Here is a 14,351-nt window from a genome sequence, read left to right on the forward strand (position 1 = left end):
TGGATCAGAGGTGGCGGGCGGCCCAGTCACGGGCAAACTGCCGGGCGACCCGGCCTGAGCGCGAACCCCGCGACAGCGCCCATTGCAGGGCCTCGGGGCGCGATGCCTGGATGTCTTCAGGGCGGCAGCCATGGAAGGCCAGCCAGTGATTGACGATATCCAGGTAGTCTGTCTGGGCAAAGGGGTAAAACGACAGCCATAGGCCAAAGCGCTCGGACAGCGAGATTTTTTCTTCGACGGTTTCGCCGGGATGGATTTCGCCATCGGGCTGGTGCTGGGCTTGCAGGTTTTCGTGCATATATTCCGGCATCAGATGGCGCCGGTTCGAGGTGGCGTAGATCAGCAGATTATCGCCGGGTGCCGCCACTGAACCATCCAGGGCGGATTTCAGGGCCTTGTAGCCCGCCTCGCCTTCCTCGAAGGACAGATCATCGCAGAACACAATGTAGCGTTCCGGGCGATCGACAATGAGATCGATGATCTGGTCCAGATCGCCCAGGTCCGATTTGTCGATCTCGATCAGACGCAGCCCCTGGCTGGCATAGGTACCCAGCAAGGCGCGCACCAGAGAGCTTTTGCCCGTGCCGCGTGCCCCGGTCATCAGGACGTTATTGGCGGGCTTGCCCTGCAAAAAAGCCAGGGTATTGCGTTCCAGGGTGGATTTTTGCTGTTCAACGTGTTGCAGATCGTCCAGCTGGATGGGGGCAATGCGATGGACCGCGTCCAGCCAGCCGCGCGCCCCGCGGCGCTGCCAGCGGTAGGCGTGGGCGCTCCAGTCGATGGCGGGCGGGGCGGGGGGCAGCCAGGCTTCGAGCTGGGCCAGCACGCCCACCGCTCGCTGAATCAGTCCCTGCAATTCGGTGTTGGACACACAGTTCTCCTGATTGTGATCCGGAAAGTATAATCTGGGTCTTTGCGGCAAGTGCCGCACCCACCAGTAGCCGGGTCCGCTTTGAACTTCTCCGAACTTTTCGCCCCTATTGTGTCCGATATGCAGGCGGTCGATGCCGTGATCCGCACGCGCCTGGATTCCGAAGTCGTCCTGATCCGCACCATCGGCGACTACATTGTCGGCGCAGGCGGCAAGCGCATGCGCCCCGCCATGGTGCTGCTGGTGGCCGGTGCCCTGGGGTACCGGGGCGACAATCACCATCGCCTGGCAGCGGTGGTCGAATTCATCCACACAGCCACCTTGCTGCACGATGATGTCGTCGATGAGTCCGATATGCGTCGCGGGCGCGATACCGCCAATGCGGTATTCGGCAATGCCGCCAGCGTGCTGGTGGGCGATTACCTATATTCCCGATCTTTCGAGATGATGGTCGAATCCGATTCCATGGCCGCCATGGCGGTGCTGTCGGCGGCCACCACGGTGATTGCCGAAGGCGAGGTTCTGCAACTGCTGAATGTGCATGATCCCGATGTCTCGCTGGACCGCTATCTGCAGGTGGTGCGTTACAAAACCGCCAAGCTCTTCGAAGCCGCCGCCCAGGTGGGCGCGATCATTTCCGGAGCCGCGCCCGCCCAGGAGTCCGCTGCGGCGGCCTATGGTCGCCATGTCGGCACGGCGTTTCAGCTGATCGACGATGTGCTGGATTACAGCGGCGACGTCCACACCCTGGGTAAAAACGTGGGTGATGACCTGCGCGAGGGCAAACCCACGCTGCCGTTGATCCGGGTGCTGGAAACCGGCACCCCCGCCCAGCGCGATTTGATCCGTCATGCGATTGAAACCGGGGATGCCGATTTCGAGGCCGTGGCGCGAGCCATCCATGCCACGGATGCCCTGGATTACACCCGCCAGGCTGCGCTGGCAGAGGCAGACACGGCACGTCAGGCTCTTGAGGCCTTCCCTGATTCCGTTTATCGCGAAACTCTGCTAAAATTCTGTGCTTTCGCGGTCGAGCGTGACCGTTAAATGATTTTGCAGTCCTGCTGCAAGATTCCCGTCAGAAGCACGGTTTTTTAGTGCTTCTTTAAGCATCCCCGTCGGGGTGTAGCTCAGCCTGGTAGAGTACTACGTTCGGGACGTAGGAGTCGCATGTTCGAATCATGTCACCCCGACCAAACGAAATGGTTTAAAACCTTGTTATTACAAGGGCTTAGGCGCACGACAACGGTCGTGCGCTTTTTTGTTTTTGGACGTGGATTTGCCATCGGTGACAAAACGGTGACAAATCCACGGCTTTCGGTTGAGCGTAGGAGTTTTTGTATTTTGAGCAAAAACTTTTCGAACGAATAAAACAGCGAGCTACAGGGGGTTCCTTTTCTAATTAGGAGTCCGCCATGGCCACCATTCTTAATCGTAGCCGTTACACCGTCACTGTTAAGCACCGCGAGGATCTGTATAAGGAGTTTCCCTGCACCGCCAAGCAGGCCGCCCGTGAATATTGCAAAAGTCTGCGTTCTCAAGGCTTAAAGCCCAGAGTTGCACAGCTTGAGAATAAGATTCTGGTTCGAATTCGTAATAAGGGCTTTCCCGCAGAGGAGGGGCAGTTTGAGTCCATGGCCGAGGCTGAGCATTTCATTCAGAAGGTGGAGAGCGAGCATCGAGAAGGAAAGGCAACGACCTTTCTCAAGAGTCGCAAAATATCCTTTGTTCAACTGCTGGAACGCTACATTTTGCAGGAAGGTCCAAAACGCCCTGTGCCGTGGGAAACCGTGGAGAAATATCGGTTCAACAAATTTCTTCGCGAGGGTACTGGAAACTTTAATGTCCGTGAACGTCGGAAACTGGCGAAAGAACTGGATGTTGCTCTCCAAGATTTGCCAAAGAAGTTAACGCCCGACCATCCCTGGATGCAAAAGCCGTTTGCCGACGTAACTGCGGAGGATATCGAGGATTACATTCAAGTGCGTCAGGATGAAGGCCTTATGCCCTCCACGATAGACCGGGAACTGGATAGTATCTCCGCTGTGTTTTCTGTCGCAATCAACGTTTGGGGTTATGCCGTCACGGAGAATGCCATGAAGAAAATACGTCGACCCAAGTATTTCAATGAGCGTGACCGTAGACTCAAGGTGGACGAATGGCGACGGTTGTTGTTGGCGGCCTGTGACGAAGACAAGAGACGGTGCTATTCGAGTTTTGTGGATGAGATGATGGGGCAGGTGCGCAAAGGGGAGTCGTTCGGTGCCTTAACGGCTGCAGAACGTAAGGTGCGCACCAAAGTGTTACGTGCGCAGTTTCAGGTACGGGCGGAAAAGGAGTGTGACCCCGTGTCAACGTTGGAAACGCTCATTGTTTTCCTGCTGTGTACGGCCGCACGTCGGGGGGAAGCCCTTGCGCTGAAATGGGAGCACGTTGATTTGGAAGGACGATCTGCATACTTTCCCATGACGAAAAATGGCCGCCCGCGAACTGTCCCTCTTCGGCGTGAGGTCGTAGATATGCTTGGAGATTTACCCCGAACGGGTGATAACGTATTTAACGTTTCGGTCGACACATTAAAGAACGCGTGGCAACGGATGCTCAAGGGCGCGGCAATCAAGGATCTGCATGTCCATGACTTGAGACACGAAGCGATCAGCGCAATTGCGGAAACTGGAAAATTTTCGCTGATTGACCTGCAGGCGATCAGCGGCCACAAGGACGTACGGATGCTGCTTCGATATTCACACCTGTGCGTTAGAAAGCTAGCCGCCCGATTGGATGAGGTTTTCGCCCAAGAGCACGAGGAAGATAGCGCCCAGAAGACGATTCACCGCGGGCGGATACGTTTGCCGAGTGGTAAAGGCTTAAAAATGGGTGACCTTATTCAAGAGTCGATTCAAGCTGTTGCCGTAAGAGAGCCTAAAGAGGTTAAGTTGGATATGGCTGGCTTGTCGCGGAGTGCCGTTGTGGTTGAAGAGAAGGAGCAGCGCGCCGCGGCCTAAAACGAAAGAGGGGGCTAGTAGACCAGCGCTGGTGCCCCTTATCCGTTGTTAAGTTTGCGTCGATGGTGCGCATTTTTTGTTGTTACGAGTTACGAAACTAGGACACTAATTCATAACGGCGTTACGTTACTGACCCATTTTGTCTCGGAGTTACGAAATTCAATTCGTCATGGAGTTACGAAATTGAACGGCTTTGTAACGCCGTTATAAAAATATAAATTGTCTTTGCTATATGAAGAGTCATAACTTTTTAGAACTCTGATAATGCTGCTCGTCAAGCGGCGTATCGCGCTCGCAAGCGAAGCAACGGATTTAGAGAAGTGTCACGATTTGTTCTCGACGTGCGCGACATTAACAAACCTTTGAAATCAAGCACAATTGACTTGTCAGAAGTGCGGCGATCGCGTCTTCGCCGTTCTTCTTAGTCTAACCGCCAAAATCTCATGTGGCCCCTATCAAGATGTGGATGGCCAGCTTTTTGTGCGCTGACGAAACTACGCCATGCAGGTGCGCCATGGCCTCGTGGCCGTGACATGCGTTTGTGGCGTTGTCGTAGTAGGTGCCGGCCAGGTGGTCGCATTCAACGAGTAGGCCCCTCACAACATTGAGGGGCCTATGAGAATAAAGAGCTTATGCTGTCAATGCATCGGTCCTACGGCGTCTTGCATAGTTCTGATGTACTCGGGGCCTTCCAAAACATTACTGATGACAAATAGCTGCACTTCGTCGACCGTTTCACCCGGCAAGTACGAAGAGAGCGTTTTATTTTTGAGTAGCTCCAGGGTTGCAGGCACCAACGCGGTCAATACATCTTCAGCTGTTAGGTCTTCGGGTACCTGTACCAAGGCGCGCATTGCCTTGGCGTCGGGAAAAGGGTGGGGACTCTGCAGTAGTGCCAGTTGGTTGGTTTCTTGCACATCGACGAAGCAGGCGAGCGTTTTATTCTGAATGCACCAGTCCAGCCAGCCGAGCGACTGCTCGTCAATTAACGGAATGGCTGCTCGCGCTTGAAAGTTACCGCTTTGGATCGTTACGACCGCTAGCATATAGCCGGTTCGCATGGGATAGAGAGTGAAGCGTATCGGGACCTTGTTCCTGGCTTGTTCCAGGTGGCGCAGATGCACATCAGGAAGAGAAAGCAGCAGCGCGTATCCGTTGAAGTCAGGCACTTTTGTCAGGGTTGTGCCGACAGTATCCATATCGCGGGGGGTGAGCAGGCGGCCCGTATGAAGCCGCTCTATGTTTTCATATGGCTGTTGAGCATTCATGGTTTTCCTTTCGAAAGAGTTGGCCTTGTAAGCAGTGCTTACCGTAGGTGTAGCGAGGCTTTCGAAAGTGGGGTGTGGCGATGCGATGATTGCGGTGAGTACACCACGTGGTTAAGGACGCAGGGCTTCAGAAATGGGTAACGCTAGCAACAACGTAACGTGTGACTGGGACCCGTCATTTGCCAGGTTAGGTTTTGACGTCAAAATTGCTAGTGCTGTGTAAAGAAATTGAGTCCGTTATGTGCATAAGTTGCTATTTAACCGGGCAGGGTGTGTCAGAATATGATGGGCACAGTTCGACCCAAAACAGACATAGCCCTAGTTGTTGACGCTAGCTTTTTCTCGCTTTGTTATCGTGTAGGTCACGCTTTCCGTCTATAAGGCAGTTCTATCGGCAGATAGAACGTTCAAATCAAACAGAATGAGCGAAGAAACCAGCGAGCTATTATATAAATTGTTTACTGAGCACCCCCAGCTAGTAGAGCTATTCGCCAGGCACGTTAAAGCGGATCTTGATGCGCAGGCGGCTGGGTATTTGAAAGAGGACTACAGGCAGATCGCATTTTTTCAGCGAAGACTATTCAAGACCTGGAAGGCGCCGATGTTGCGTCTGGATGCCATGCTTGTTTGTTCTCTTGAAATTAGCTCCGAAATCAATGAGGAGTATCGCCGGGGGGAGGTCGTCAACCCCAAGCAACTGAATGTTGCGACTCGATTGCACGCACGAGCGATTCATATTGCGAAGGAGATTTCGCATTTGCTGAAGGGGGGCTACGCGGATGGCGCGATGGCTCGTTGGCGTTCCCTTCATGAAACCTCCGTCATCGCTTCATTCTTGTCAGAGGGGGACGAACAGCTTTCTGTGCGATTTTCCGACTATCAGCTGGTAGAAAGGCTTAAGGCTGCGAGGACCTATGTCGACCATCAAGAATTTTTAGACTTTGAGCGCATACCTCCCGAGCAGGTGGCGAAGTACGAAGCGGAAGTCGATGAGCTCTGCCAAAAATACGGAATAAATTTCAGAAAGGATTATGGCTGGGCCTGTGAGAAATTTCCCAATCCTAAAAGAGTCACATTTCGAGCTATTGAAGAAGCCGTCAAGTTGCACTTTCTTCGAATTCATTACGGCTTTGCAAGCAAGAACGTTCATTCCGGTATTGACAGCATTGGCGACAAGCTCGGTCTGTCGATGAGTGGAGAAGACATCCTCTTGGCTGGCCCTTCAAACGAGGGGCTTATTGAACCGTTTCAATGCACCAGCCTATCGATATGCCAAGCTACAGATGCTCTAATCGCGTTGGCGCCGGATACCTCTCGTGATGTCGGGTCCGAAATTCTTTGGCAAATGCACGAGTCGATGAAGAAGGAGGCAGTAGAGGCAGCGGACGCGTTGCTGATAAAAGGTAAACGAATGCAGGCAAGACGGAAGAGCCGTGAAGAAAACGGGGATTATTCTTAAGGACACCAACGGCGGCAACCATCAGCCCGAGGCGGTCACCTGGACGTGAGTTTTACCCAGCCAGCGAAGGCTTGCCAAGGAAAAATAACGAGTTCCTACCGTGAGCGCTTGGATATGCTATGGGCTGCCTGTGATAGTTGAGTGCGATATAGATGTCCAGGCTCATCTTCGTGTCGCCCATCGTGAACAGGTGTTTTATTCAAAAAATCGGCCACCGTAAGCGGTAGCCGATTTATGTAATCAAAAAACTAGTTTTTTACTTCAGTTGCTGTTTCAGGCTGCTCTTCAGATGCCGCCCGCGGTGTGGGCTTGCTGATTTTGCTGGCTTCAAACGCGATAATAAGAAGTGTCCCGGTCGGTTTTCCTTCGCGTGACAGATAAAAGTCTGTTTTCAGCTTTCCTGTTACTTTCACAAAATCACCCTTAGCTAGACCCGGGTCTTGGTCGAGCATCAGTCTAACCGTGTACCAACATGTGTCCCCAGTGGAGTCATTCCTGTGGGATTCCGCTACTCGCATTTCGTAATAGCCCTTATTTGTGGTTTTAGATATCTTGCGATGAGGATTTACTGCTACGTTAGCGAACACCTGCATTGTTTATATGTCCTTGAAGTGGCGATGAACCTATTCATCTACTTCGTATAGCAAGCTGTGGAAAACGTCTTTTTCGTTCCTTGATTACAGAAGCGGGGAGGTTGGCACTGGCCAGGGTGATTTGCCATCAGGTCGCTGGTAAGGCAGGTAGTCCTCTGAAAACCACCCAGCCGTTGAGTATTGCCGCCGATTGTCGATCCTAACTTTTGGCAACCAGAGGGGAAGCATTTGAATAATGACATGTCCAACCAGTGCGGGCTCGAGACCGGTTCTGTCACTCCCGAATTTCTTTAGGATTTCCGTCCACACCTCAAAGACTCCAGTGCTAATTTCTTTCAGTAGTCGTGTGCCTTGTGTTGAAAACTTCAATTCGCAGGGATCATTAACCAGCTCTTGAGCGAGCGACATCGCACGCTTCAGAATGCGCTCTGATTTTGTGAGAACGACTACGGTGCCTAAAACATGTCCATTCTGCAATTGCCTGCCCACGGCTCGGAATAGGGCGGTTAGGCATGCTTCTCGATCTGCGCCGCGTTTGCTACGGTCAATTTCAAACCATGTCACAGTAGACTTGCCCCCTGGGCCTGTCGGCTTCTCGTAAGCGATGGCATCGGGACGCAGGATTCTTTTTTTTGACCCATTCCCTTTGAGTATGTTGACCGTGATCAGACCTTGACTAACAGGCTCGCCTTTCCCAGTGTTCCGGTTCAGGCTCTTCATCAGCTCTGTTTCTGTCAATGCCGATAGCCCACGAACTTCACAGCAGGTCACGATGAAGTTTGACCAAAGAAGGTGTTCGGGGTTCGTCATGTCGCTGACGCGGCGCACCGATGACGACGCGACAACACCGCGGTCGTCGAGCCACTGTGCTCCTTTTTGTGTCAGCCCATACACATGCTGTTGTCGGTCGGTGCGATAACGAATGAGGAGGTTGTCTTTGGCCATAGAGCGCATTGCTCGTTGAGCGGCTGTCAACGCGGCTTTGTAAGGACGTTCTGGAAAGCAGATGGCGGCTATATCAAAGGTCCTGATGACGCGGAATCGGTTGGCAGCAGAGAGTGCTCGAAGCCGGATGGCCTGGCGTATTTGCCCTGTTGAGGCCACGTTGGTCAGTCCTCTATCGATACGGTGGGATTTTTCGTGCTGTATTTCTGGCTCTGGTGCCTTTGTTGTTCTAGCCCCGGTGGCACGGGTGGTGTGGTCCTGGGCGCGGCAGCCCATTGGCACCGGTTCTTGGTCGGTTTTGTCAGCAGCTATGGTTTTTGACTCGACGTTGTTGTGTGCCAGTGAGCCGTCAATAGGAAGTGCTTGAGCATGGGGGAGCTGGAGCATGATGTTCTCGCTATGAAGAAAGTGTTCTATGCCGCTGTGCATCGTTGTTACTCGATGCGCAAAGGATGTACTTTCTATAGCGATGTCTTTAGCGACAACATGTCGCAAAAGACCAGACACCACGCGCATTTGCCAGTGTTTGTGCTGGCTAGGACTTGAAGAGCGGTCCTTTTATGGCATGGGCCAATTGTTCTTCCCCATAAAAGAACCTTGTGGGCGCGGGGGCCCACATCCTCAACGTATTCGTCGCGACGTCCATCAAAGGCGAAAGTACTACTCCGGCTGCGCCGGGGCGAAACCCCGCCGCCGACCGCATACCGTACTGTCAAATATAGCTGTGCTTTCAGGGTCGTCGGCTACCGTGTTATCAGCATGCTGTTTCATCTTCGTTTGCCCCAAATGCGGAAAGCATATGTGCTCACGTCCGCACCCGGGGACCCCTACGAAAGCATGAGCCAGGCCATGGGGCCAGGCTCCGTGCGTCCTATGTCTGCATGCCCAGGCCGGCGGCGGGGTTTCGCCCCACCTTGCCGGCCAGTCGCGAGCAACTCTTCTTCCAAAAACCTTCTGTCATCAGCAATCGTGACCCCAATACGCAACCACCGCTTCTTCAAAGGACTCGGCTGAACGCCTCGCCGTCCGCCTGCTACTGTCATCAAGAGCCTGGGTTTGGTGACATCGGGCCGGGCCTACATGAAATCGTACTGGGCGATGGTGAGGGTTCCCACGTTGCGTTCTGCGACACAGGCATCAGTCTTCGGCGCAACCGTACCCACTATCTGCCTCTCCCTATGGTCGCAGGTGATTGTTCACCAGGGCGCTATACGGTGTATCTACAAACGTACTGGAGACAACCCGATGGCTTTCATCATCAAGAAAAACAAGTTTTCTGCTCGCATAATTCGACGTACCTACGTTCCGAAAGGCATGCAGGACAACACGCACTCATTCTTTGAGGACACTACTGTCGGCAACATCCCTTTGGCAGCAACTGAACTGCCGCCAGGTTTTCCCGCCTTAACCGAGCATGAGTTCGGGCGAGTCGAGTCTTCCGTCTTTGAACCCGCTCGCCAACTCGCTATCACACAGCGATTGGCTGAAGCCGAGCATGAGGCGGATCCTGTATGGCGAGTTATGGAAGCGATGAAGTGGATAGGGGAGGCCGCGGCACGGAGCGAGAACCGCCCCTTGGCAGCAGATGTCGGTCAAGACTTGCTGGCAGCAATGCAATCGTTGAAGACAAATGAGCCCTATAGTGCACCTGCAACCCGAGACCCCTTGGAGGCAGTTTCGGCCGCTGCTAGGGCTGCGATTATTGCTATCAAAGATGGGTGTTACGGGACCAATAATGCTGGCTCGTCAATGAAGGACTCTCCGGCTGCAATTGCATGGGCTAAAGTCAGAGCTGTGGTGTTGGATGACGGTACTGGCAGCGTAAAGGGAGCGTTGCAAGAAAAAGGGTGGGTAAAGAGTAGGGGGAGAGGACAGTTCTGAGGTCTGCTGCGTCTGACAGGAAATGTTACCGGGTTACCGGAGTTACCTCGTTAATCGGCAAGTATTTGTTCCCCTCATAATGTATCGTTCTGTAAGATAGAGTCATTTGATTGCTGGGCATTATGTCCTAGCTGGTATTAGCCTAAACCGGGGAAGAGCAAGGTGCCAAGTAAAACAATAAAGTCGTTCATCGCAGATATTAACAATTCGGATGCAGATGGAGGCGGTTTATGGCTTCCTAATATCCAACGTTTTTTTGTTTGGAGGGAGGACCAGATGGAGAGGTTGTATGACTCAATCATGCGCCAGTACCCTTTGCCGTCACTCCTCATCTGGAAAACTAAGGCTGACATACGCAATCGCAAATTCATAGACCAATACACCGAGACGATTGATTTGAAGTCTCTTTACCGACCTCTGTCAAAGAAAACCAAACGGTTTGAACCGAAAAGGATGGAAGTCTACGTTTTTTAAGAATGAAAGATTACATTGGCCGGGGAGTGGTGACCACATCCACTTATGAAGCTCGTAAGCTTGGCATTTTTTCCGCGATGGGCATTATGAAAGCGGCACGTTTAGCACCAGAAGCAATGCTTCTCCCAACAAATTTTGACAAATATCGTCAATACTCCAAATTGTTTAAGCAGGCCGTGGCGAAAATTGTTCCTCATATTGAAGACAGAGGCATAGACGAGATTTATATTGATCTGAGTGAGCAGTCCGATGAAACGCGCTCCTTAGCTCTACGATTAAAGCATGCGGTTTTTGACGCGACTAAATTGTCTTGTTCAATTGGTGTGGCTCCAAATAAACTTTTAGCGAAAATATGCTCAGATCTTGAAAAGCCAAATGGCCTCACTATTCTTAAATACGCAGATATACCGGCGCTTGCACAAGACGATCAAACGCCAGTGCACCATTCTGGGCCGCCTGGCGCGCGACATCGAACGCAGCAAGACAGTGCTCTCAAAGCATCCAGAACGCGCTCAACCCTTGCTGGCGCGGGCGGAACAGAGCCGTCGAAAGAAGGCTGTGAAGGGCAAGGACAAGGTCTACAGCTGGCACGCCCCCGAAGTCGAATGCATCTCAAAAGGCAAAGCCCGCACCCCTTACGAGTTCGGAGTGAAGGTGGGTATCGTTACGACTTTGAAGGGGAATTTCATCGTGGGCGCGCGCAGCTTCCCGGGCAACCCCTCCGATGGCCACACGTTGGCAGAAGCCCTGGAGCAGACTAGCATTGTGCTGCAGGACACCGGCGTCAAACCCAAGACGGTCTATGCCGATCTAGGATATCGCGAGGTAGATGGTGAGATCCCGGAATATGTCCTGAAGCACCGTGGGAAATTCAAACGGCTGACACCCGGCGAGCAGCAGCAGCTGCTGAAACGACGCCAGGCGATTGAACCGCTCATCGGGCATCTGAAAAGCGATCATGGCATGAATCGCTGTCACCTGAAGGGGCAAATCGGGGACGCCATTCATGCGGTGCTGTGCGCGGCAGGCTTCAATATGAAATGGCTGCTGCACATGATTGCCCGCAAGGGCGTTCGACCTTTTTTTATACCTTATTTTTGGGCTTGGATCTGGCAACGGACCCGGAAACAATCCGAGTGGGGTGAGCTACCCCGCCAGAACTCGTAGTCACAGATCGCCGAAAATCCGGCGTGATGGGTGTGAAATCAATTCTTCAGGGACGACTTCTTAAGGGTGTCAAAGGTCAGGATTTGCGTCTTCCCCCCCCCCCGACGGCACAGCCGAAGTTGAAAGAATGTCGCCAATTGGATGAGTTTGGCCCGAAAGCCCTTCACCTGAATACTTTCCAGGTGGGCGTGGGCCTTTTGCCGGGCGAAAAACGCGAACGGCTTCTCAAGGGATGGTTTGGAACGGGCCTGCACGAGCCAAGGTGCATGGTTGCAAATACTGAATTGGCCTGTGTACTTCTGAGTCATACGAAACTCCATGAACTAGGAAGCACCGTACAGGCAGGATGGGCCGATTTCTTGCAGGTTTCTTGTAAGAAATCCGGATCATTGGCGCAGGGTTGGCGCATAACCACTTTTCTTATACGCCAATACCCTGCAGCGCATAATAAAAACCCTTGCGTAACAAGGGCTTATATTTAAATTCGATAGTCTTGGCAACATGATTCAAACATGCAATTCCTACGTATCTCCCAACGATACTATATATGATTCTGCCCTATTCGCGAACAATTCCCAGACCTATACAAAAAATAAACAAGCCGGGTTCAGGCAACGGGCATAAAGGCTATACGCCAAAAATCCGTTTTTATACTTTCTTTATATTTGCTTGCCGCATTTATATAAGAATTTTATGCGCTTATGGATACAGTATCAGCTGTCGATAATCCCTTTGGGAGGTCTCTATGAGTTGGTTCTATTTATGCAGCGGCATCGGCGCCGCAGGGCTTTTTCTATATCTTTTCTACGCCCTTATTAATCCCGAAAAATTCTAGCCAGCCTGAATATTGCGGCGTACCACACTTTATTAAAGGACGATCGTGGGCGATCTTATTTTCATGACTCTGTTAGTCATATGTTTTGTTGTTGCGGCTATATACATAGCCGCGTTAGAAAAAATTCAATGAGCTAATAAAATGCCAACCAATATCTTGCAGTTTGTATTGCTTCTTGCCTGCATGACAGGACTAACCGTCCTTATGGGCAAGTGGCTCACGCGGGTTTTTACCGGCGCCGGGCACGCTATGCCCGAGCGCTGGTCCTACCGGTTGTTCGGCATTGATCCGGACGAATCCATGGGATGGAGCCGCTATGCAGCAGCGCTGGTGCTATCCAACGGTCTTATGGCCGTGCTGGGTTATGTCTTTTTGCGCGGCCAGGCACTGATGCCGCTTAACCCGCTGGAGCTGGCGGCGCAGACCCCCGACCTGGCCTTCAATACCGTCTCATCGTTTATCACCAACACGAACTGGCAGGCTTACTCCGGCGAAACCAGCCTGAGTAATTTCAGCCAGATGGCCGTGATTACCTTTTTAATGATGGTGGGCGCGGCAACCGGTCTTGCGGCCGGCGCAGCCTTCATACGCGGGCTAAGGCGGTCTACATCGCAGAGCATCGGCAATTTCTGGGTCGACCTGACGCGAATACTTTACCGGATCTTATTACCGCTGTGTTTCCTTATGGCTCTCGTGTATGTATGGCAAGGCGTTCCGCAAACGCTTAGCTCCGACGTCATGGTAACCACGCTGGAAGGCGTGAAGCAGCATATTATTTTGGGCGCCGTGGCCAGTTTTGAAACGATCAAGCATATCGGCACCAACGGCGGCGGGTTCTTCGGCATGAATGCGGCCCACCCGTTTGAAAACCCCACACCCATCACCAACGCCCTGGACATTCTAAGCATGCTGCTTATTCCCGCAGCGTTGACTTATGCCTTCGGCAGCATGCTAACGCGCCGGCGCCAGGGTTGGGTGTTCTTCGGCACCTTTCTGGTTCTCTTTATCGGTTTTCTTGCCATTGTGTATTCGGCCGAGCAGTCTGGCAACCCCATTCTGACTGCGGCGGGCGCCGACCAAAACCTGACCGCCACTCAACCGGGCGGCAATATGGAAGGCAAGGAATTGCGCTTCGGCATCGCCGGCACCAGTATGTTCGTGGCAACGACTACGGCTGCGACGACCGGCTCGGTCAACGCCATGCATGACTCGCTCACGCCGCTGGGCGGGGCCGTTCCGCTTGCCCAAATGATGCTCAACAGTGTTTTCGGCGGCGAGGGGGTGGGCTTTATCAATTTGATCCAGTACGCCATTCTTGCGATATTCCTGGTCGGCATGATGATAGGGCGCAGTCCCGAATTCCTGGGCAAGAAAATCGAAGCGCGCGAAATAAAGCTTGTCATGCTGTCTGTCTTGGCCCATCCGATCAGCATTCTGGGGTTTACCGCTCTGGCCGTATTGTGGCCGGGCGCAGAAAACAGTCTGAATAATCCGGGGGCTCACGGCTTTAGCGAAATTCTGTATGCCTATACATCGGGCACGGCAAATAATGGATCGGCCTTTGCCGGCCTGAACGCCAACACCCCTTTCTTCAATACAACCATCGGCCTGGCCATGCTAATAGGGCGTTTTCTGACAATGCTGCCCATGCTGGCCGTGGCAGGCCTGCTAGCGGCGAAGAAAACCGTGCCCGACACCGCAGGCACCTTTCCCACGGCCACGCCTTTGTTCATGATCCTGACCATCTTCGTGATTCTGATCGTGGGCGGCCTGACGTTTCTTCCCGCCATAGTATTGGGCCCCATTGTCGAACACATCGACATGCTAGCTGGCCGCGTGTTTTAAAGGAATTG

General features: G+C 52.8%; 13 protein-coding genes, 1 tRNA gene and 1 pseudogene. 10 read left to right on the forward strand and 5 right to left on the reverse strand.

From position 1 onward, the window contains the following. Positions 1 to 4: 4 nt before the first annotated feature. Positions 5 to 871: an ATP-binding protein gene (locus VDP81_RS10240; RefSeq protein ID WP_323012230.1), complete on the reverse strand. Its 867-nt coding sequence runs from the start codon at positions 869 to 871 to the stop codon at positions 5 to 7. Between the two features lie 81 nt (positions 872 to 952). On the opposite strand from VDP81_RS10240, the gene ispB reads away from it, so the two are divergent. The 3 genes from ispB (at position 953) to VDP81_RS10255 (ending at position 3,876) form a co-directional block, all read left to right on the forward strand. Beyond that, positions 953 to 1,918 carry an octaprenyl diphosphate synthase gene (gene ispB / locus VDP81_RS10245; protein WP_323012231.1) on the forward strand — a complete coding sequence of 322 codons (966 nt, stop codon included), beginning with the start codon at positions 953 to 955 and terminating at the stop codon, positions 1,916 to 1,918. A gap of 72 nt (positions 1,919 to 1,990) precedes the next feature. After that, positions 1,991 to 2,067, forward strand: a tRNA-Pro gene (locus tag VDP81_RS10250). Between the two features lie 219 nt (positions 2,068 to 2,286). Then, positions 2,287 to 3,876, forward strand: coding sequence for a tyrosine-type recombinase/integrase (locus tag VDP81_RS10255; RefSeq protein WP_323012232.1), 1,590 nt, complete (start codon positions 2,287 to 2,289; stop codon positions 3,874 to 3,876). A 638-nt stretch (positions 3,877 to 4,514) separates the two neighbouring features. On the opposite strand, the gene VDP81_RS10260 is transcribed toward VDP81_RS10255, so the two are convergent. Next, entirely contained in the window at positions 4,515 to 5,144 is a 630-nt protein-coding gene (locus tag VDP81_RS10260; RefSeq protein WP_323012233.1) for a hypothetical protein, read from the reverse strand. A gap of 421 nt (positions 5,145 to 5,565) precedes the next feature. On the opposite strand from VDP81_RS10260, the gene VDP81_RS10265 reads away from it, so the two are divergent. After that, positions 5,566 to 6,603 carry a DUF5677 domain-containing protein gene (locus VDP81_RS10265; protein WP_323012234.1) on the forward strand — a complete coding sequence of 346 codons (1,038 nt, stop codon included), beginning with the start codon at positions 5,566 to 5,568 and terminating at the stop codon, positions 6,601 to 6,603. Positions 6,604 to 6,851: 248 nt separating this feature from the next. Here VDP81_RS10265 and VDP81_RS10270 read toward each other — a convergent pair whose 3' ends face one another. Together VDP81_RS10270 and VDP81_RS10275 are read right to left on the reverse strand one after the other, a co-directional pair. Beyond that, entirely contained in the window at positions 6,852 to 7,055 is a 204-nt protein-coding gene (locus VDP81_RS10270) for a hypothetical protein (RefSeq protein ID WP_323012235.1), read from the reverse strand. 225 nt (positions 7,056 to 7,280) lie between these two features. Continuing rightward, a complete protein-coding gene (locus VDP81_RS10275) occupies positions 7,281 to 8,657 on the reverse strand; it encodes a replication-relaxation family protein (protein ID WP_323012236.1) in 1,377 nt (458 codons plus the stop codon). Positions 8,658 to 9,386: 729 nt separating this feature from the next. Between VDP81_RS10275 and VDP81_RS10280 the strand changes: the two genes are divergently transcribed. From VDP81_RS10280 to VDP81_RS10290, 4 genes and pseudogenes are all read left to right on the forward strand, one after another. After that, the gene (locus VDP81_RS10280; protein WP_323012237.1) at positions 9,387 to 10,022 is read left to right on the forward strand and encodes a hypothetical protein; all 636 of its coding nucleotides are present in this window, start codon (positions 9,387 to 9,389) and stop codon (positions 10,020 to 10,022) included. A gap of 162 nt (positions 10,023 to 10,184) precedes the next feature. Further along, positions 10,185 to 10,496 carry a DUF262 domain-containing protein gene (locus VDP81_RS15370; protein ID WP_416233231.1) on the forward strand — a complete coding sequence of 104 codons (312 nt, stop codon included), beginning with the start codon at positions 10,185 to 10,187 and terminating at the stop codon, positions 10,494 to 10,496. Between the two features lie 2 nt (positions 10,497 to 10,498). Then, positions 10,499 to 10,906, forward strand: a pseudogene (locus tag VDP81_RS10285) (DNA polymerase IV); the annotation flags it as partial. Next, positions 10,872 to 11,663, forward strand: coding sequence for a transposase (locus VDP81_RS10290; RefSeq protein WP_323012238.1), 792 nt, complete (start codon positions 10,872 to 10,874; stop codon positions 11,661 to 11,663). The pseudogene VDP81_RS10285 and the gene VDP81_RS10290, both read left to right, overlap by 35 nt. Positions 11,664 to 11,701: 38 nt before the next feature. On the opposite strand, the gene VDP81_RS10295 is transcribed toward VDP81_RS10290, so the two are convergent. Next, positions 11,702 to 11,971, reverse strand: a complete 270-nt coding sequence (locus VDP81_RS10295) for a hypothetical protein (protein WP_323012239.1) — start codon at positions 11,969 to 11,971, stop codon at positions 11,702 to 11,704. A 437-nt stretch (positions 11,972 to 12,408) separates the two neighbouring features. Between VDP81_RS10295 and kdpF the strand changes: the two genes are divergently transcribed. Together kdpF and kdpA are read left to right on the forward strand one after the other, a co-directional pair. Further along, the gene (kdpF, locus tag VDP81_RS15375) at positions 12,409 to 12,498 is read left to right on the forward strand and encodes a K(+)-transporting ATPase subunit F (protein WP_416233232.1); all 90 of its coding nucleotides are present in this window, start codon (positions 12,409 to 12,411) and stop codon (positions 12,496 to 12,498) included. A gap of 141 nt (positions 12,499 to 12,639) precedes the next feature. Continuing rightward, the gene (gene kdpA, locus VDP81_RS10300) at positions 12,640 to 14,343 is read left to right on the forward strand and encodes a potassium-transporting ATPase subunit KdpA (RefSeq protein ID WP_323012240.1); all 1,704 of its coding nucleotides are present in this window, start codon (positions 12,640 to 12,642) and stop codon (positions 14,341 to 14,343) included. Positions 14,344 to 14,351 lie beyond the last annotated feature (8 nt).

It is taken from the genome of Castellaniella sp., assembly GCF_034675845.1.
Taxonomy (GTDB): Bacteria; Pseudomonadota; Gammaproteobacteria; order Burkholderiales; family Burkholderiaceae_B; genus Castellaniella.